The organism is Spirillospora sp. NPDC048819 (assembly GCF_040650055.1).
Lineage (GTDB): Bacteria > Actinomycetota > Actinomycetes > Streptosporangiales > Streptosporangiaceae > Spirillospora.
In genome coordinates, this window is record NZ_JBEZGN010000005.1 from 255,252 (window position 1) to 274,984 (window position 19,733).

The window sequence follows — 19,733 nt, forward strand, 5'->3', positions numbered from 1 at the left end:
AAGGCAGGCAATCGATGCCCCCATCCGTCGGAGTCGTCCTCCCGACGCACAACCGGCCGGAGTTGCTGCGACGCGCCCTGGAGTCGGTGCTCGCGCAGGACTATGAGGGCGAGTTGCGCGCCGTCGTCGTGTTCGACCGGGCCGAGCCGGACGCCTCGCTCGCCGGCGACCGCGTCGAGGTGATCGCCAACACCCGCGAGCCGGGCCTCGCGGGGGCCCGCAACTCCGGAATCCTGGCCCTGGACACCGACCTCGTCGCGTTCTGCGACGACGACGACCTGTGGCTCCCCGGCAAGCTCGCGGCGCAGGTGAAGGCCCTTGAGGGGGAACCCGAGGCGGTGCTGTGCAGCTCGGGGATCCTCATCGACTTCGACGGGCGCGAGCTGCCCCGGCTGGCCGGGACGGACCGCGTCACCTATGACGCCCTCATCCGGGACCGGATGATGAGCGTCCACTCGTCCACCTATGTGGCGCGCCGCGAGCCGCTCATCGAGATCGGCATGGTGGACGAGACGATTCCGGGCAGCCAGGGCGAGGACTGGGACCTCGCCCTGCGCGCCGCGCGCCGCCACCCCGTCGTCAACGTGGACGAGCCGCACGTCCGAGTCCTGTGGGGGCTGACCTCGTACTACGCGCAGGCGTGGGAGACGAAGGTGGCGGCGCTGGAGTGGTTCCTGGAGCACTACCCGGAGATCGGGAAGGAATCCGGCGCCGCGGGGCGCGTGTACGGTCAGCTCGCCTTCGGCTGCGCCACCGTCGGACGGCGGCGGGACGCGCTGCGCTGGTCGGCGCGGGCGCTGAAGGCGAACCCGGCCGAGCGGCGGGTGCCGTTCGCGCTCGCCGTCGCGTCCGGCGTCGTGTCCGGCAAGCGGATCCTGCTCGCCCTGCACACCCGGGGACGCGGTATCTGACGCATCGGTACCGTTTCCCGGCTTTGGCCGCCTTTCCCCACGTCACGTCGGTACTGTCAATGGTCGCCGCAGAGTGTTAGAAGGAGCCGCTCTCGTGAACATCTCTTCCCGTCGCATCGTCGCGTCCGGGGTGCTGACGCTGGCGCTGGCGCCGGCGTTCGGACTGACCGCAACGCCCGCGCTCGCGGAGGTCGATCTCGACGCGGTCGCCGAGGGCATCACCGAGAGCGGCTACTACCTCGACTCGGACGCCAAGTACTACCGGTCGGACGGGGCGCAGGAACTGCTCCGCCAGGCGCAGGGACGGTCCGTCCCTGTCTTCATCGCGATCGTGCCGGCCGGGAACGACGCCGGGCAGATCCTGAAGCAGCTGCCGGGCCTGATGAACCGCGAGGGCACCTACGCCGTGCTGGCCGGTGACCAGTTCAAGGTGGCCTCGAACACGCTGCCGAGCAGCCAGGTGAGGACGGTCTACGACAAGGCCGTCAAGGGGAGCAAGGGCAAGCCCGACCTGGCGCTGCTCAGGTTCGTCCAGACGCTGCCGGAGTCGAAGTACGCGCCGCCCCCGCCCGGCAAGCCCGGCAACAACGGCAAGCCCGCGCCGGAGGCGCCGGCGGAGGTGCAGCAGCAGGAGGAGCGGACCCTCGCCCAGTCGCAGCCGACCGGGCCGGCCGCCGGCGCCCCGGAGGCCGCACCGGAGGACGACGGCTCCGCCATGCCGTTCGTGCTGGGCGGCGGCGCCGCGGTGGCCGTGGCGGTGGCCGGGGCCGGGTTCCTGCTGTGGCGGCGCCGTTCCGCAACGCCCGCTCCCGCAACGCCGGGCGCGCCCGGCGGCCCGCCGCCCGGTCCCCTCGCACAGGGCGCGCCTGGGCAGGGTGGGCCTGGGCAGGGTGGGCCTGGGCAGGGTGGGCCTGGGCAGGGTGGGCCTGGGCAGGGTGGGCCTGGGCAGGGTGCGCCTGGGCAGGGTGGGCCTGGACAAGGCGCGCCTGGACAAGGCGCGCCTGGGCAGGGCGCACCTGGAGAGGGTGGGCCTGGGCACGGTGGGTCTGGACAAGGTGCGCCTGGTGCGCCCGCACCCGGGGCCCCTGCCGCGCAGCCGCCTGCGCCCGGTACGCAGGCGTCCGCGCCTAGGCCGGAAGAGGGGCCGTCGGCCGAAGAGTCCGGGCCCCGCAGGGACGTCTAGGGGCTCACCAGCAGGATCAGGTGGCGTTCGCCGACGCCCACGGACAGGGCCTCGCCCAAGGCGGCGCCGCCGGCGGCGGCCACCGTGCCGGGTCGGCTGCGAGGCGCTCGCTTCCCGGAGCCGAGCTGGCCGCTGCCGCCCGCGCCCCACGTCAGCGTCGTCCCGTCGGCCAGGATCGCCGCGCCGTACGCCTCGCCCGCGAACACGTGCGCGGCGTCGCGCAGCCTCTCGTCCTCGGTGTCGCTGCCGACGACCGGGACGGGGGCGGTGCGGAGCTTCAGCGTCCCGTCGCCGAGCTGCCCGGCGGTGTTGTTGCCCCAGGCGACGACGGTGCCGTCCGCGCGGAGCGCGTAGTTGTGCTTCTCGGCCGCGGCGAGCGCGGTGACGTCGCCGAGGTCGCCCTTACCGCGCACCCCCGACACCAGGGCGGGGGTGAGGCGGTCCTTGCGGGACCCGTCGCCGAGCTGCCCGAGATCGTTGTGTCCCCATGACGCGACCCGCCCGTCCCGCAGCAGCGCCAGCCCGTGCTGGCCGCCGATCGCGATGCGGATGACTCCGGTCAGGTGCGGGGCGCCGTCCAGGCCGCGCACCGGCACGGGCAGCGACCTGTCCTCGCGGGTGCCGTCGCCGACCATCCCGTAGTCGTTGGCGCCCCACGCGAGCACCTGCCCGTCGCGGCGCAGCGCCAGCTCGGTGTGGCCGTCGGCGGCGATCGCGGTGACGCCGGTGAGCGGCCCGCTCCCGTCCGGCGCCTTCACGACCGTGGGGACGCGCGGGGCGGTGCGCTCGCCGGTGCCGCGCTGGCCGGACGACCCCTCACCCCACGTCACCACGGTGCCGTCGCCGCGCAGCGCCATGGAGAAGTCGTTGTTGGCGCTGATCGCGACGACGTCGTCCAGCCGGCCGGGATCTCCGCCGGGTGCGCGGACGGGGACGGGGACGCGCCTGTCGCGGGTGGTGCCGTCGCCGAGCTGACCGTGGTCGTTGGCCCCCCACGCGACGACCGCGCCGCCGTCGACGATGGCCAGCGAGTGGCGGCCGCCGCCGGCGACGGCGTGCACCCGGCCGAGCCGGCCCTCGCCGCCGGCGCCGGTGACCGGCGCGAGCGCGGCGTCGAAGTCCGGGCCGGGGCGGCCGAGTTGCCCGCTGGTGTTGAGGCCGCTCGTCCACACGACACCGGTCCGCTCGCCCGCGGACCCGGCGGCGGCGGGCGGAGACATCTTCGGCGCCGTGGCGGTCGACGCGGACCCCCCGCACGCCGCCACCGCCAGGAGCACGGGAACGGCCACCAGCGCGGCGACCGCCCGGCGCACGGGAACGGGGCGCACGGGAACGGGACGTGCGGGCGTCACGTCGTGCGGACGCAGGCGAACAGGTGCCTGCCGTAGTTGTCCTCGTACGGCGGACGGGCGTCCTCGTCGGGGCCGAGGTCGATGATCTCGTCGAAGCCGGTGTGCTCGCGCAGGAACCGCTCGACGCGCGGCGGGTCCCAGCCGCGCAGCGACTCGGCGAACCACGCCTCGTTGTCCTGGCCGGTGTCGAAGAACAGCACCCGGCCGGTGGCGCGGTCCAGCAGCCGGATCAGCTCCTCGGCGGTCACCGAGCCGCGGCCGAGGACGAAGTGGTGCAGCAGGCTGAAGCACGACACCACGTCCCAGCGGGCGGGGTCGTGGCCGCCGAGGAACTCGACGCAGTCGCCGGTCGAGATGACGCCGTCGGGGAGGCCGTAGACCGCGCGGCCCAGCGGCACGGCGAGCGGGTCGCGCTCGATGCCCTCGGCGTCGAAGCCGCGCCCGGCCATCTGTGAGACGAACCAGCCGTAGCAGCTCGCGACGTCCAGGTACCGTCCGCTGGTGATGCCGCGTTCGCCGAGGAACGCGTCCATCTTGGTGAGCCGGTCGGTGCACTGCCGCACCGTCGTCCAGCCGGACTCCAGTTCGGGCGCGTCGATCGGCTGGTACAGCTCATGGGTGCCGTCGAGCCAGCTCATCTTGAGCAGGAGGTCCTGCAGGGGAGTGGTGACGGGAAGCCATTTGGCGACGACGGAGGCGCCGTCCGCACCGCTCATCGCGGCGATCGCGAGACGGTGGTGGCCGTCGAGGATCTGGTACCGGTCGGAGCCGCGGACGGGAGCGACGAGCACCGGGTCCTGGGGGCCGCTCTGCTGCGGGCGGGGCTTCTCGCCCTTCCCTCGGTCGCCCTGCCCGTGGTCGCCCGGGGCGGGCTCGCCGCGGTAGCGGGCGATGAAAACGCGGGCCGCGGCGAGCACGCCCGCCTCGTCGGTGCCGCCGAAGTAATTGCCGCCGGCCTTGATGCAGCGCATCCCGAGACGCCCGTAGCCGCTGTCCAGGATCTGCTCGTCGGTCAGGTCGGGGACCTCGTCGGCGAGCCGCAGCAGCGCGACGTGCGGGCCGTCGAGGAACGGCGTCGACGGCCACAGCAGGTCGCCGGTGCGGTCGGCGAACTCGCGGGCGGTCCAGCCGCCCTGCGCGCCGACGAGGAGCTGGTCGAACCGGACGGGCACCTTCCACGGGCGGCGCAGGACGGCGGTGGACACCGCGACGCGGGCGGCGGCGGGGATCGGCAGTGAGCGCCCGGCATCGACGAGCCGCCCGTACACGGGGCCGCTGGGCGCGAGCCCGCTCTTGCGCAGCACCGCGCGGGACTTCCGGCGGACTTGCTGCATTCCCGGCATGTCAATTCCCGTGGGCATGGACGCTCCTGGCAGATGTCGTTTCGGCGGCCGGCGGGGCGGCGGGGCCCGCTGGGGCGGGGCCCGTGGACCCGTGTGCGGCGCGGCCGCGCCTCCCCGGCAGCAGGGAGGCGAATGCGGTCAGGGACAGCCGCTCACGGCCGACCCACAGTAGGGCAAAGTACAGGATCGCGCCCGGGACCAGCGCACATGCGAGGGCGACGGCGCTGGAACCGGCCGCGAACCGGACGGCCAGCGGCAGCGCGGCGAAGCTCACCAGGGCCGAGCCGCCGGCCCAGAACAGGCCCGCGCTCGCCGGGGACATCCCGAGGATCCGGCGGACCTGGACGAGTGCCAGCAGCGTCCGGACGAGCAGTCCGCACGCCCGCGCGAGCGCCGCCCCGACGATCCCGAACGGCGGGATCAGCAGCACGTTCAGCACCAGGTTCACGCCGAGCGCGGTGCTCTGGTTGATCAGGCTGAGCCCGCTGCGGCCCGCCATCAGCAGCATCACGTCGCGGGCGCCGGTCGCGGTCGCCACCAGCATCGCCATCGCCAGGATCACGGTGACGGTCTCGCCCGACCCGCCGTAGCCGGGGCCGAACGCGCCCAGGTAGACCGGTGCGCCGACCGCGATCGACAGGTGCACCGGCCAGGCGAGCGCGAGGTTCCACGACGCGCACACCGCGAAGATCCGCTGGGCGCCCGCCCGGTCGGCGAGCGCCAGCAGCCGGCTGACGGCGGGCTGCATGACGTTCTGCACGGCCTGGGTGACGAGCTGGCTGATCACGATGAACCGGGTCGCGGCGGTGTAGATCGCCGCCTCGCGGGGCGAGCTGAGCGCCGCCACGAGCACGATGTCGGCGCGCTGGAACGCCGTCTGGCAGATCTGCGCGAACGCGCGCGGCGCGGTGAACCGCCAGAATTCGCCCGCCAGCGGAAGCCATCCGGCCCTTCCCCGAACCGGCGGGACGGGGCCGGCGGCCGGTCGCGCTTCCGCGCGGTCGGCGGCGGAGCCCGCGCGGCTGATCTTCAGGTACCACAGCGCCGCGATCGTCAGGCACGGCAGGTAGGGCGCGGCCCAGGCCAGCGCCAGCCAGATCGCGTCGTCGGCCAGCAGCGCCGCCGTGACCACTCCGGCGACCTGAAGCGTCTGCCGGAGGATCTTGTCGACGAGGACGGTCGGCCGCATCGAGCCGTACCCGCGGGTCGCCGCCAGCAGCGCGTCCTGCGCGGCCGCCAGCGGCAGGAACAGCGCCAGCACCCGCACCATGCCGGCGGCCTCGCCGGGGTCGCCGGCGCCGACGATGCTCGCCGTCCACGGAGCCGTGCCCAGCAGGACGAGCCCGGCGAGCACCGCGGTGGCGACGACCGGGACCAGCGCCACCGGCACCGTCCGCCGCGCCGCGGCGCGGTCGCCGAGCGCGAGGTGCCGGGGCAGCCAGCGCAGCAGCCCGGCGTCGGTGCCGAGCCACGAGACCGCCTGCAGGATGATGAACAGCGAGGTCGCCGCGAAGAACGTGCCCGCGATCCGCTGTGAGTACAGGTGCGCGACGAGGAAGACCAGCGCGAGGCCCTGCACGCCCGCCACGGCGGCGCCCACCAGGTTGAGCGCGCCGCCTCTGGCCAGCCTGTTCAGGTTGGGTGCGCCCGCTTCGCCTTCGCCGGCGCCCGCACGCGGCTGAGCCGCGCCCGGTTCAGGATCCGGCATGCCGTCCGGCCCTGTGCGCCTTCTTGCCGTAGCGGGGCACGACGTCCGAGGACTCGCCGGCCGACCCGTCCGCGGGCTCGTCCGGGATCTCGGGCGGCATGTACTTGGAAATGTCCTCCTGCGTCCGTGTCGCGGCGGACTCCAGCGCGGCGTCGGTCTCCGCCTCTTCCAGGGGCGCCGCAGGCGCAGGGTCGGAGGGGTCGGGCTCGGAGGGCCGCGCCCTGCTGTCGCGGCGCCGCGCCGAACCGGATGCCGGGGACGGCGACCCGGAGCCCTGGGTGACCTCCGTCGGCGAGACGGGCTTCGGGGCGACGGGCTTGCCCGGCCCCGACGGCGGCTCAAGCCCCGGCGGCATGCCGCGCCGTCCCGCGCCGGCCGGTGGTGCGGCACGGCGCGACCCGAGCTGGCGGGGCGGCCCGGAAGCGACCTGCCGCCCGTCGCCCGGCTGCGCCTTGATCTGCGGCAGCGCCTGGGTGGTCAGGGTCGCCGGGTCCACGGCGCCCTGTTCGCTCTCGTCGTGCGGCGCGCTCGGCCAGTAGCCGCCGACGTCCTCGGCCGGGTCGGGGTGCCGGGCGTCCTCGGGGCCCGGCTGGTCATCGCCCCACGTGAGGGGCCCCTCGCCGGCGCCGCGCGCGTCGCCGCCGCGTGTCTCAGGTGCGCGCGTCTCGACGCCGCCCCGGCCGCCTCCGCCGCGCGGCGGGCGGGCCTGGCGGGGCGGGGCGGGACGCGCCTGCCTTTCCCCGCGCTGCTCCGGCGGCTCCAGCAGGGCGCCGAGCACGGTGACGCCGGCGCGTTCGGCCTCAACGTACGCCTGGCGCAGTTCCTCCCGGGTGGTCACGCCCTGGTTGACGACGAGGACGACCGCGTCCACGAACGTGCACAGCGCCTGCGCGTCGGCGTCGTGCAGGCTCGCCGCGTTGACGACGAGGTACTCGCTGCGGCGGCGCAGCACCTTCACCGTCTCGCGCATGCGGGGGCCGCTGAACCGGTGCGCGGCCTCCAGGGCGCGCGGTCCGCGCGGCAGAAGCCGCAGCTGCGAATCGGTGTGGATCAGCAGGGTCGCCGGGTCGGTGCCGCTGAGCAGCGTGTCGGACAGTCCCTTGCCCGGCCGCGCGCCGAACAGCCCGGTCATGTCGGCGTCCTCGGTCGTCGCGTCGATCATGATGGTCTTGGCGCCCGCGAACGCGAGCGAGACCGCGAGGTTGGCGCTGGCCAGCCGGGCGCTGCCGCCCGGGGTGGCGCTGCTGACCAGCAGTGCCACCGGGGTCTGCGGCGCGGTCGCCACGACGGCGGCGCGCAGCCGCCGGTAGGCCTCGCCGACCGGGCTCTTGGGGGCGCTGACCAGGGCGAGGGAGTCGCCGGGCGGGCCGCCGGACGGGATGGTGGACAGCGCCCGGACACCGAGGCCCTCGACCGCTTCGGCGTTGCGCAGCCGCTGGTTCAGCCGCTCCCGCAGCAGCATGATCACGAAGCCGGCGAGCAGGCCGAGGAACAGGCCGCCGGCACCGTACAGCGCCTTGCGGATGATGCCGGGCCCCGCCGGCGCGTCGGCCGGGGTGATCACCTGGCCGGGGTCGAGCGGGGTGCTGGCGATGTCGTTGGACTGCTCGTCGATCACGCCGAGCTGATTGGTGTAGGCCGTGACGCGCTGCTGCAGGGTGGCCCGCTTGGAGCCGGCGGAGGTCGCCATCTCGCGGTTGGTCTGCAGAAGCAGCCGCTCGACCTTGGCGGCCTGCGCCTTCAGCTTGCCGAGCTGGTTGTTCACCACGCCCTGGGCGCGCTGTGTGCGGTACTCCAGGTAGGCGTCGGCGAACGCCTGCGCGCCGGCGCGGGCCTTCGCCGAGCTGGTGGTGGTGTAGGTCAGGTTGAGCACCTGCGTGTTGGGCGGGACGGAGACCTCCACTTCGCCCTGCGGCTCACGCCCGAGCTTCTTCTGGACGATCTTGGCGACCCCGTCGGTGGCGACCAGCTGCGCCTCCGTCTGGAGGTTCACCAGGTCGTCGCCGCGTCCCTCCGGCGAGTACGGGTTGCCCTCCAGCGGGCTGACCAGCACGGTCGCCGTCGCCTTGTACGGCGGCGGCACGGTGATCTCCAGGGCGACGCCGGCGCCCGCGCCGAGCACGCCGAGCATGATCAGCACCGCCATATAGCGCCGGACCAGGGACAGCAGCTGCCCCCCGTGCGGGTCGGCCGTCTGGTCAGCTCCCACGACGATCCCCCTTATAGATCCGTGTCGTGCTTGGCGGACTGTTCATCACGACTTTAACCGCGCGTTGCACGGGGACGGTTCCGTTCATGTCAACCTCGTCCGGGAGCGGTGGCTCTGGGGGTGGTCCGGGCAGGGGTCCGCCTCGGGGCCCGGGGTTCGGGACCACCGAGGCTGGGGGCGGTCAGCACGATGCCGCGCGCCGGGCTGACGGACTGGTCGAGGGCCAGCACGCCGCTCGCGACCTCGCGGTCCAGGGCCCGGCCGCGTTCCGCCACGACCAGGGTCAGGTCGCTGGCCGCGGCCGCGGCGATGGTGTCGGCGCCGTTGATGTCGGGTGTGGTGATGACCACGATGCGGGACTCGCGGCCGGCCTTGTCCACCGCCCGGGTGAGCTGCCGGTCGTCGTCGCTGCGCACCAGCCGGACGGTGAACCCGCGGCGGCCGCGGGTGAGACGGGACGGATCGCCGAGGCCCTCGCCGTCCGCGGCGATCCGCAGCACGGTCGTCGGCGAGCCGCCCTCGGTGCACAGCTCGGCCAGCTCGTAGGCCAGCTCGATGCCGGCGGAGGCGGGGACGCCGGCGACGAGCACGGTGGTGGCCTCGGTGTCGAACACCAGGTTGCGCAGCCGCCGGCTGACCTCGCGGTGCCCGCCGCCCAGGGTCTGCGCCTCCACCATGATGGGCAGCCTGATGTGCAGCCGCAGGTCGGCGGGCCGCCGGATGCGGCGTGGCCGCGTCTCGCGCAGCAGGACGAAGACGACCCAGGCGAGCAGCCCGATGCCGACGCCGGTGGCGCCCGCGATGTCGCGCTCGGGGTCGTCGCGCCTCTCGGGCAGCCCGGCGGCTCTCAGCACCTCACCGGGCTGCGCCTGCTTGCTCTTCAGGCCGGCGAGCTGCTGCTCCACGTCGCGGATCTGCTTCACGATCGCCTGGCGGCGGGTGCGGGTGGTGAGCCGGCGCAGCTGGTCCGCGTTGCCCGGCAGAGCCTTCAGCTGGGTCTTGAGCAGCACGAGGTTCTGCTCCAGCGCCTCCCGGTTGCGTTCCTGGATCGAGCCGAGGATCTGCCTGCGCACCGCGAGGTACGCGTCGGCGACGACCTCGGCGCCGTTCTGCGCGTTCTCCGGCGTGTCCGCCCGGACGCCGATCGTCAGCACGTGCGTGTTGGTCGGCACCGTCAGGTCGATGCGGTCGCGCAGTTCCGCGTGCGAGGCGTCGAAGCCGGGATGGGTCGCCAGCTCGGTCAGCACCATGTCGGACCAGAGGAGCTGGGCCTCGGTGTCCATCGTCGTCTCGCGCGGCTGCCGCAGGTTCGCGTCGAGCGCCGAGCCGATGTCGATGCCCGGGTGCAGCGCGACGGGCGGTGCCAGCACCGCGATCCGCGCGGTGTAGGTCGCCGGGGTCAGCGCGACATGCGCGGCACCGAGGGCGCCGCCGGCCAGCACCGCGATCACCAGCGCCGCGAGGTGCCGCCGGACGGCGCCCGCGAACCGGGTGACGGGGATCGAGTCCGGCGCGAGCGGCGGTTCCGCCTGCACGCTGGACGGGCCGAGGGTGCGCTTGTTCATCGCCGTCCTACCGCGGCCCCGCCCGCCGCCACGCCGGTTCGGCGCCGAGGAGTGCGGCGAGCTTGTCGTCGTAGGGGGCGTAGTGGTCGGCGAGGCGGCGGTGCAGGTGGTCCGGCAGCGGGGACCCGGGCCGGGCGTTGTGCCGCTCGAACGAGGCGGGCCGCCACCGCGGCAGGCCGAGGAACTCCAGGATCGAGTCGTAGCAGGGCTCGGGCTCGGAGAAGAAGTCCTCCGCGTACAGCACCAGCACCCGCTCCCGTCCGAACAGCTCGAACAGCCGCTCGATCTGGTCGGCGTACTGGCCGCGGTCCACGTAGGAGTGGTGGCGGTGGCCGTGGCTGACGTACGAGGGGTCGGCCTTGATCTTGTCGATCTCGCCGGCGAGCCGCTCCGGCTCCAGGTCCAGCGCCCGCTCGAACGGCTCGGTCTCGAATCCGCGGGCCAGCTCGTGCTTGTGCGCCGAGTAGGCGCGCACCACCGGGTCGCGCAGCAGCGCGATCAGCTTCACGCCCGGCAGGTCGCGCGCGATCCGCTCCGGCGCCAGCGGGTGGTGCATGTAGTAGCCGGCCGACTCGAAGGCCATCGGCGCGGCCCCGTCCGCGGCGCCCGCCGAGGCGACGCGGCGCTCGGCGAACGAGCGGACCGGGAAGTGCCCCCGGTACCAGGCGAGGCCGCGCGGGTAGTTGACGTCGAAGTAGTGGACGCCCTTGTGGAGGTTCGGCTGGACGACCGCCGGGTGCGCCGCCAGCGCCCGGAACAGCGACGTGGTGCCGCCGCGCTGCGTCCCGACCAGGAGGAAGTCCGGCAGCATGCGGGTGCCCGAGGTCAGCCGCCCGCCGGCGCGGGCGGCGGCCCGGCCGGCCTCCTTGGCCCACTGCGGGGCGTCACGGCGTGAGATCACGAGTTCCTCCCGGAGCCGGCGTGCGGCGGCGTGTCACTGCGGGGGGACGGCCCCCCGGCGAGAGCCGAGTGCAAGAGGTCGAGGAGCCGTTCGGTGTCGGCGCGCAACGGCTCGCCGATCGGCTCCTGGGCGGCCAGCAGATAGCGGCGGCACAGCTCCAGCAGGTAGAGGCGGACGGTCGCGTCCGCCGCGGCGCCGGTCAGCCCGAGCGGCTCCAGCACCGCCGGCGCGGCGTCCGGCCAGGTCGCGTAAGGCGGACCGGACGCGGTGCGCATCGACTCCTGCAGCCGGTAGTGCAGCAGGTCGAACCCGTTCGGGACGCCGCGGGCGAACCGCTCCCAGTCCCACACGCGCAGCACACCGCGGTGCCAGGCCATGTTCCACGGCGTCCAGTCGCCGTGCCAGGCGCCGAAGTCGAGGACCTGCTCGCCGTGCGCCTTGCCGACGTTCTCGACGACGTCGCCGAACCGGGCGCGCTGCCGCTCGTCCAGGACCTGTGCGGGGCTCACGGTCATCGCGTCCCAGAAGCCGCTGTCGCGCAGCGGGGCCCGCTCGACGCCGCCGGCCTCGAACAGCGTCCGCATCTCGGCGAGCGGTGCCCGGCCGCGCGGCCGCCAGCCGCGCGCGCTGGTCGGAAGCGGTTCCAGGACGAGCAGGTCCAGCCCGTGCCACGTCCCGTGGTGAAGGAGCCGCGGGACGTGCAGCCGGGCCCGCGAGCCCGGTCCGGGCAGCCGCGAGTCCAGGTACGTCAGCGCGGCGGCCTCGCCCGCCAGCAGGTCGCGGGCCGTGCCGGTGTCGCCGACCTTGACGAACGCGACCGGCTTCCCGTCCGGCGAGAGCACGTGCAGGATCGGCTTGCGGTTGGCGCGGGCGCTGCCGAGGCCGATGCTGAGCACGACCGGGCGGCCGAGCAGCGCGGCCAGGTGGTCCTCGATCGAGGCGTCGCCGCCGGTCACCCGCACGCGGTCCTTCAGCGTCCGCTCGGGCAGGCCGGTGCGGACGGCCGCCGCGGTGAGCCCGCGGGAGACGCGCTGCTTCAGGCCGAGGTCGCTGCTGTAGCGGCGCAGCGCGGCCGCCGCGGCGCGCGGCAGCCCGGCCGGGACCAGCAGCCTCGGCCGGTCGGCGTTCGGCAGGAACGCCAGCTCGCGGCGGGCGCCGTCCGCTTCGCCGGGGCCGGTCTCCTCGACGTGCGCGCCCGGCCACAGCGCCTCGACCGCCTCGATCCAGGCGCGGCGCGTCTGGTCGCCGTCCGGCGCCGTGCCGGTCATCGCGACCTCGCCGCGGTGAGGCTGCGGGCGAACGCGCGGGGCGGGGGGCCGCCGAGGGCGTCCCGCCTGGCCCGCCACATCAGGGCGACCGCGATCATCACCGTGTACAGCGGTACCTCCACCATGTCGTAAGTGATCATGAAAAGCCCGCAGGCGATCAGGACGGCGCAGCCCGCCAGCGAGTAGGCGCCACGGTCTCGCCAGTGCCGGAAGAACCGGAAGGTGAAGAACGCGCAGAACGCGATCGTCCCGACGACGCCGTTGGCGAACAGCAGCAGCCACAGGTGTCCCTGCGTGCCGAGCGGCGGCGACTCGCACGCCTTGCAGCCGACCTTCGCGCCGCCCGCCACCTGGCCGAGGTCGCCCTGCACGTTGCGGGTGGAGCCGAAACCGACCAGCGGAGACCCCGTGAGGGCGCTGCGGGTCGTCTCCTCGGCGAGCAGTGTGCGGCGGTTGTTGCTGTGCGGGTTCTCCAGCCGCTCCTGGACGAGACCCGGCAGCGGCGACAGCGCCACGACGATCGCGCCGATGGCGGCCATCCCCGCCGTCCAGGCGATCACCCGGGGCCCGCCGACCTGGAGGAGCTTGACGACCCCGAACAGCCCCATCACGCCGAGCGCCGCCCACAGGCCGCGGTTCAGCGAGTACACCACCGGCCACAGCGACGCCGCCAGGATGGCGAACGCGATCCCGCGGCGCCATGTCCCGGCCCGCACGACCCACGTCAGCAGGAAGTACGGGAGGAAGAACGCGTAGGCGGCGCCCCAGGTGTTGGCGTAGGCGAACGGCGCCATCGGCCGGGACTGCTCGAACCCCAGGATCGACTCGATGTCGGCGACCTTCGGATGGACGATGTCGCGGACGAAGGAGTTCTCCACCAGTCCCTGCGGCAGCAGCATCTCCACCGGGGAGGTCAGCTGTATCGAGGGGAAGAACGAGCCGATCAGCCCGCCCACGGCCGTCACGATGAACATGAAGCCGAGCAGCTTGCCGATCCGGCCGGACGGCAGGTCGCGTTCGCTGAGGTTCCCGATGTACAGCAGGACGACGGTGAACGAGAGGTACCAGGCGAGCCGCCAGCCGTAGACCAGCAGCCTGCTGAAGCCGCCGCCGGGCTCGGCGAGGGGCGCGTCCGCCCACAGCACCAGCACGCCGAGCATCACCCAGACCAGGAAGAACAGCCACACGCCGAATCCGCCGGGCGCGACCAGCGTGCCGCGCCGCCGCCACAGCGTCACCGCCATGGGGACCGTCATGACGAGCAGCACGACGTTGGCGAGGCCGAGGATCCACCACAGCGGGAAGCCGAGGAACGCGAGGGTGAGCGGCCATCCCGGCCGCAGGCGCCACGGCAGCAGCCGCGGCGTCGCGAGGGGCGTGCTCCCCGCGATCCCTCGCATCCCGGTCAACCACTGCTCCGTTTCTGGACGCGCGTCGGGTACGCGGACCGCGCCGCCCGGTTCCACCGTCGCATCGTTGGAGGACGCCCGGCCGCCTGCCAGGGGGCGACACCGGGTGGTGGCCACCTTCGGCCACGCTTTTCGGCCGTCCGCCGCGGCCGTATGAGCGTCCCTCCGAGGTGCGCAGCGTACCTCGCGGGACGCGATGGACGTGTCCGCGGATCTGCGGACACGACCGTCGTGCGACTGAATTGTAGTGGCGTTCGATAGTTGAAACCTAAATGTTAGGGATCTGAACGTCGGCGCCATTCGGCCACTGGCTACGCTTGCCCGGCGCCGGTCACCTTTACGCGCACGATACGACTGGTTTGCTTCTACTTTGCACGGAGGGGTCGATGGGCAGACGCAGGTGGGGGACCATCGCCGCGGGGGCCGTACTCGCGCTGGGGACGCTGACGGGCCTGACCGTCGCGACTCCCGCGCAGGCGGACCAGCGGGGGTCGGAGCCCGGCCACGGACGTGTCGTCAGCGACAATCCGGCGGACCACACCCCGCAGGTCCTGGACGGTGCGGTGAAGTCGATCGTCAAGATCGGCGGCAAGATCTATGTCGGCGGCTCCTTCACGCAGGTCAAGGAGCCCGGAGCCGGCCGGCCCACGCTGACCCGCAACCGGGTGTTCGCCTTCGACGCCGCCACCGGCGCGATCGACCCGAACTTCACGCCGAGCCTCAACAAGGGCGAGGCGAGCGTGCTGCTGCCCGCCCCCGACGGCCAGTCCCTCTACATCGGCGGCAACTTCAGCGAGATCAACGGCGTCCGCCACTTCGTGCTCGCCCGGATCAACGCCCAGACCGGCGCGCCGATCACCGCGTTCCAGCCGCAGCTCGACGCGAGGGTCCGCGACCTGCGGCTCGCCGGCGGCCGGCTCTACGTCGCCGGCACCTTCGCGACGGCCGGCGGCGCGGCGCGTCCCGCGCTCGCCGCCCTCAACCCGCAGACCGGCGCACGCGACGACTTCGTCGACCTGAACATCGCCGGCACCCAGACCGGCGACGGCGTCACCCAGGTCTACAAGATGGACATCAGCCCCGACGGCTCCAAGCTCGTCGGCGTCGGCAACTTCAGCTCGGTCAACGGCGCCACCCGGCGCCAGATCGTCATGGTCGACCTCACCGGCGCCAGCGCGCAGCTCGCGAACTGGGACACCATCCGCTACGCCGACCAGTGCTCCCAGTCGTTCGACACCTACATGCGCGACGTCGAGTTCTCGCCGGACGGCAAGTTCTTCGTCGTGACGACAACCGGCGCCTACCGCAGCCCGCCCAGGCTGTGCGACACCCACGCTCGCTGGGAGAGCGCCGCGACCGGCGGCGGCCAGCAGCCCACCTGGGTGAACTACACCGGCGGCGACACCAGCTACGCCGTCGAGATCACCGACACCGCCGTCTACGTCGGCGGCCACTTCCGCTGGGCCAACAACCCCTTCGCCGCCGACCGGCCCGGTGAGGGTGCCGTCTCCCGCGAGGGCATCGCCGCGCTCGACCCCGCCACCGGGCTGCCGTTCAGCTGGAACCCCGGCCGCGACAAGGGCGTCGGCGTCTTCGACATGCTCGCCACCGCCGAGGGCCTGTACATCGGCAGCGACACCGACAACGTCGGCGGCGAATGGCACCCCAAGTTCGCGCTGTTCCCGCTCGCCGGCGGCAAGGTGATCCCGCCGTCCCACACCGGTGAGCTGCCCGGCAACGTCTACTCCGCAGGCGGCATCGGCGCCGGCGCGCAGAACTACCTCAAGCACCGCTCGTTCGACGGCACCACCACCGGGGACGAGGTCGCCGACGGCACCGCCGGCGTCGACTGGCGGTCCGCCCGCGGCGCCTTCATGATCAACAATGAGCTGTTCTACGGTGTCGCGGACGGCACGTTCAACCGACGCACCTTCGACGGGACCACGCTCGGCGCCCCCACCCAGATCAACACCGCGGACCAGCTCGTCAACATGGCGACCTGGCACGGGCAGGTCGCCGGTATCACCGGCATGTTCTTCTCGCACGGCCGGATCTACTACACGCGCGGGCAGTCCGCGCTGTACTACCGGACGTTCACGCCCGAGAGCAACGTCGTCGGCGCGCAGGAGCACACGGCCGTCGGCAACCTGCCCGGCATGAGCTGGAGCTCCGTCGGCGGGATGTTCGTCAACGGCGAGCACCTCTACTACGTCGACAACGGTGACGGCAAGCTCTACCGGGTCGCGTTCTCCGAGGCCGGGGTGCCGTCCGGCAGCTCCACCGAGGTGAGCGCCGCCGACTGGCGCGGCCGGGCGGTGTTCCTGTTCGCCGGGACGCCCAACCAGAAGCCGACCGCCACCTTCACCAGCAACTGCAACGCCCTCGACTGCGCGTTCGACGCGTCCGGCTCGGCCGACCCCGACGGTTCGATCGCGTCGTACGCCTGGGACTTCGGCGACGGCCAGACCGGCACCGGCGCGACGCCGGAGCATGCCTATGCGGAGGCCGGCGCCTACACCGTGAAGCTCACGGTGACCGACGACCGCGGCGGCAAGGGCGTCAAGTCCCAAGAGGTCGCGGTCTCGCCGAACCAGACGGACATCGCCTACCGCGGCGGTTCGGGCGGCAACGCCAACGTCTCGACCGCGACCACCCAGATCCCGGCGTCGGTCCAGCCCGGCGACGGCCTGATCATGATCCTCACCTACAACAGCGGCGACCACTCGATGACGACGCCGCCGGCCGGCTGGACACAGGTCGACACCCAGGACGTCGGCAGCGCGACCTCCATCGTGTGGAAGCGGGTCGCCCAGGAAGGCGACGCCGGCGCGCAGGTCAACATCGGCCTGAGCGGCTTCACCAAGGCCGACATCCGGTTGCTGGCCTACGACGGCACCAACACCGCCGACCCGGTCGCCGCCGTCGCCAAGGGCATCGACGCCGACTCGGTCACCGCGCACACGAGCCCGAACGCGCCGGTCGCCGCGGGCGGTTCGTGGGCGGTGACGTACTGGGGCGACAAGTCGTCCAGCACCACCTCGTGGACGGCGCCGGCCGGTGTCACCACCCGTGGTACGGGCATCGGGTCCGGCGGCGGCCGCATCACCAGCCTGATCGCCGACAGCGGCGGCGCCGTCGCCACCGGCCAGTACGGCGGCAAGACCGCGACGACCGACGCGTCCAGCCGTGCCGCCATGTGGACGATCGTCCTCGCCCGCGGGGCCGGCGGAGTGTCCAACCAGGAGCCGACCGCCGCGCTGACCAGCAACTGCAACGCTCTCGATTGCGCGTTCAACGCGTCCGGCTCGGCGGACGCCGACGGTTCGATCGCGTCGTACGCGTGGGACTTCGGCGACGGCCAGACCGGCACCGGCGCGACGGCGGAGCACGCCTACGCGCAGGCCGGCACCTACACCGTGAAGCTCACGGTGACCGACGACGCCGGCGGCAAGGGCACCAAGTCGGAGCAGGTGACGGTGGCATCGAACCAGGCGGGCATCGCCTACCGCGGCGGTGCGGGCGGCAACGCCAACGTCTCGACCGCGACCGCTCAGATCCCCGCGTCGGTTCAGCCCGGCGACGGCCTGATCATGGTGCTGACCTTCAACAGCGCCGACCACTCGATGACGACGCCGCCGGCCGGCTGGACCGAGGTCGACACTCAGGAAGTCGGCAACGCGACCTCCGTCCTGTGGAAACGAGTGGCGCAGGCCGGTGACGCGGGTACGCAGGTCAACATCGGGTTGAGCGGCTACACCAAGGCCGACATCCGTTTGCTGGCCTATGCGGGGACCAACACCTCCGACCCGATCGCGGAGGTCGCGAAGGGCACCGACTCCGATGCGGTCACCGCGCACGAGAGCCCGGACGCGTCGGTCGGCGCGGGCGGTTCGTGGGCGGTGACGTACTGGGGCGACAAGTCGTCCAGCACCACCTCGTGGACGGCGCCGGCCGGTGTCACCACCCGTGGCACGGGCATCGGCTCGGGTGGCGGCCGCATCACGAGCCTGATCGCCGACAGCGGCGGAGCCGTCGCCACCGGCGACTACGGCGGCAAGACCGCGACGACCAACGCGTCCAGCCGCGCCGCCATGTGGACGATCGTTCTCGCCCGCAAGTAAGCGAACCCATCTCAGAACACGACCCCGCCGGAACCCCGGCGGGGTCGTTTCATTGCCAGTCGGGTCATTGCCTGCCGGGCCGAGCCGGAGTCGGGCTCAGCAGAGTTCCTTCCAGGCATTGCGGCTCGGGGCGTCCAGGAGGCGGAAGTCGCCGGTCTCCCAGTCGAGGTCGAAGTAGGAGACCCAGAGGGCGCCGTGCTTCTTCAGGTAGGCGTTGGTGGCGCGGAGCCAGTCGGCGCGCTGGTCGCCCTTGTCGTCGCCGACCAGGTAGCTGCCGGTCTCGGCGATGCCGAAGGGGAGCTTCTCCTTCGCGCTGACGGCGACGACGCGGTCGTACATGGTGGCGGGCGAGTCGTAGCGGCCCTTCTTCCAGCCGAGGTTGTAGGTGTCCCAGCCGAGGACCTGGATGACGTCGCGGCCCGGGTAGTAGTCGCGCCAGTCGCGCTTGGAGAGCGGGTCGAGGTCCCAGCTCATGAGGACGAGGGTGGCGTGCAGGCGCGAGTTGCCGGCCTTGTCGGCGAGGGCCCGCAGATGACGCCAGGCGGCGCGGTAGTCGGCGGCGGTGAACTCGCCGGCGGCGATGTTGTCCTCGGGCTCGTGGTAGTAGACCCAGTAGACGTCGCGGTCGCGGGGCGCGGTGGCGAACCAGCGCGTCATGGCCTCGTCGTGCTCGCCCGCGAGGACCTCCTCGGGCGCGAGCTTGAACGAGATGATCGGCGGGCGGCTGCCGGTGTCGGGGTTGCCGGGCCACGCCGGGGGGACGCCGCGATAGAACAGCCGGACGGTTTCCAGCCCGCCGTACTTGCCGTCCAGGCGGCCGAGGGCCTGCTGGAACGTCTCCCCGGGCTTGAGGTTGAGGGAGATGCCGCAGAGGGTCTTACCGTCGCCCGGCGGCGTCTCGGGTGGCGCGGCCGGGCGCGGCGCCCGCCAGGTCGGCTCGGGGCCGGGCTGCGGGAGGGCGGAGCCGGAGGCCTCGGGCGTCCGGGTGGGGGACGCGCTCGGAGCCGGGGACTCGCCGGGCCGGGTGCTCAGCACGAGGCGGGGGCCGCCGTGCCCGGTCTCCCGCGAGTGCAGCGACGCGGCCGAGGAGTCGTTCCGGTTGATGACGGCGAACGCGTAGCGGCCGGGGCCGTTCACGATCGAACCGACATCGAAGGAGATCTTGTCGTCGCCCGTCGCGGCGGTCGCGACGACGGGGCCCGTGGCGGGACGGTTGCGCCAGGAGGTGCCCGTCTCGGTCCAGGAGCCGGTCACCGTGCGCAGTTCGACCTGGCGCGGGCGGTTGCGCGGGCGCTCGAAGGTGAACTCGACGCGGGCCCGGGTGATGCGCGGGGTGCCTTGCGGCACGTCGAACGCCACGTACGCCTCGGTGTGCCAATCGGGCCAGAGCGAGGCGGTGATCTTTCCGGCGTCGCCGAACCCCTCCCCGGGCATCTCGCGTACCACGTAGGTGTCGGCGGCCGCCGGGACGACCGATTCGGAGGTGGCGGACGTCGTCCGGGCGTCCCGGTCGAGGCCGGGGCCGCTCAGCGCGGTCGCGACGACGGAGCCGCCGACGACCAGGAGGGTGCCGGCGGAGGTGTAGTAGAAGGAGGGGCGCGGGCCGCGCCGCCGGCGGTCCTTCCCGCGCGATGGCGGGACGGGCCCGGAGCGGCGTGCGTCGGGCCTGTGATGGCCACCGGGGAACGGGTCGCGATGGTGCACGGACCGCCCTTTCCTCTGGATGGTCGTTGCCCCTTTATCTCACATGCGCCCCGTCGCGC

12 protein-coding genes are annotated in these 19,733 nt (G+C 73.4%); 3 read left to right on the top strand and 9 right to left on the bottom strand.

The annotated features are described in order from the left end of the window. The first annotated feature begins 14 nt into the window (after nucleotides 1-14). Complete coding sequence (locus tag AB0C35_RS10485) at nucleotides 15-911, top strand: glycosyltransferase family A protein (RefSeq protein WP_358452821.1); 897 nt, start codon at nucleotides 15-17, stop codon at nucleotides 909-911. A 94-nt stretch (nucleotides 912-1,005) separates the two neighbouring features. Continuing rightward, a complete protein-coding gene (locus AB0C35_RS10490) occupies nucleotides 1,006-2,094 on the top strand; it encodes a hypothetical protein (RefSeq protein WP_358452823.1) in 1,089 nt (362 codons plus the stop codon). On the opposite strand, the gene AB0C35_RS10495 is transcribed toward AB0C35_RS10490, so the two are convergent. The 8 genes from AB0C35_RS10495 to AB0C35_RS10530 form a co-directional block, all read right to left on the bottom strand. After that, nucleotides 2,091-3,422 (bottom strand): chromosome condensation regulator RCC1, encoded by a 1,332-nt coding sequence (locus tag AB0C35_RS10495; RefSeq protein ID WP_358452825.1) that lies wholly within the window; start codon nucleotides 3,420-3,422, stop codon nucleotides 2,091-2,093. The two genes, AB0C35_RS10490 and AB0C35_RS10495, sit on opposite strands and share 4 nt — an antisense overlap. Before the next feature lie 20 nt (nucleotides 3,423-3,442). Further along, the gene (locus tag AB0C35_RS10500) at nucleotides 3,443-4,807 is read right to left on the bottom strand and encodes a ParB N-terminal domain-containing protein (RefSeq protein ID WP_358452827.1); all 1,365 of its coding nucleotides are present in this window, start codon (nucleotides 4,805-4,807) and stop codon (nucleotides 3,443-3,445) included. Next, nucleotides 4,791-6,497 (bottom strand): polysaccharide biosynthesis C-terminal domain-containing protein, encoded by a 1,707-nt coding sequence (locus AB0C35_RS10505; RefSeq protein ID WP_358452829.1) that lies wholly within the window; start codon nucleotides 6,495-6,497, stop codon nucleotides 4,791-4,793. The genes AB0C35_RS10500 and AB0C35_RS10505 overlap by 17 nt, the downstream gene beginning before the upstream one ends. Next, nucleotides 6,484-8,706: a hypothetical protein gene (locus AB0C35_RS10510; RefSeq protein ID WP_358452831.1), complete on the bottom strand. Its 2,223-nt coding sequence runs from the start codon at nucleotides 8,704-8,706 to the stop codon at nucleotides 6,484-6,486. The genes AB0C35_RS10505 and AB0C35_RS10510 overlap by 14 nt, the downstream gene beginning before the upstream one ends. Nucleotides 8,707-8,795: 89 nt before the next feature. Beyond that, the gene (locus AB0C35_RS10515) at nucleotides 8,796-10,271 is read right to left on the bottom strand and encodes a hypothetical protein (RefSeq protein WP_358452833.1); all 1,476 of its coding nucleotides are present in this window, start codon (nucleotides 10,269-10,271) and stop codon (nucleotides 8,796-8,798) included. A gap of 7 nt (nucleotides 10,272-10,278) precedes the next feature. After that, complete coding sequence (locus tag AB0C35_RS10520) at nucleotides 10,279-11,172, bottom strand: sulfotransferase domain-containing protein (RefSeq protein ID WP_358452835.1); 894 nt, start codon at nucleotides 11,170-11,172, stop codon at nucleotides 10,279-10,281. Beyond that, nucleotides 11,169-12,440, bottom strand: coding sequence for a hypothetical protein (locus AB0C35_RS10525; RefSeq protein WP_358452837.1), 1,272 nt, complete (start codon nucleotides 12,438-12,440; stop codon nucleotides 11,169-11,171). The genes AB0C35_RS10520 and AB0C35_RS10525 overlap by 4 nt, the downstream gene beginning before the upstream one ends. Next, nucleotides 12,437-13,840, bottom strand: coding sequence for a hypothetical protein (locus tag AB0C35_RS10530; RefSeq protein ID WP_358452916.1), 1,404 nt, complete (start codon nucleotides 13,838-13,840; stop codon nucleotides 12,437-12,439). Before AB0C35_RS10530 ends, AB0C35_RS10525 begins: the two co-directional genes overlap by 4 nt. Before the next feature lie 395 nt (nucleotides 13,841-14,235). Between AB0C35_RS10530 and AB0C35_RS10535 the strand changes: the two genes are divergently transcribed. Next, entirely contained in the window at nucleotides 14,236-17,970 is a 3,735-nt protein-coding gene (locus AB0C35_RS10535) for a PKD domain-containing protein (RefSeq protein WP_358452839.1), read from the top strand. A 96-nt stretch (nucleotides 17,971-18,066) separates the two neighbouring features. On the opposite strand, the gene AB0C35_RS10540 is transcribed toward AB0C35_RS10535, so the two are convergent. Next, entirely contained in the window at nucleotides 18,067-19,674 is a 1,608-nt protein-coding gene (locus AB0C35_RS10540; protein ID WP_358452841.1) for a DNRLRE domain-containing protein, read from the bottom strand. Between the last annotated feature and the right edge of the window lie 59 nt (nucleotides 19,675-19,733).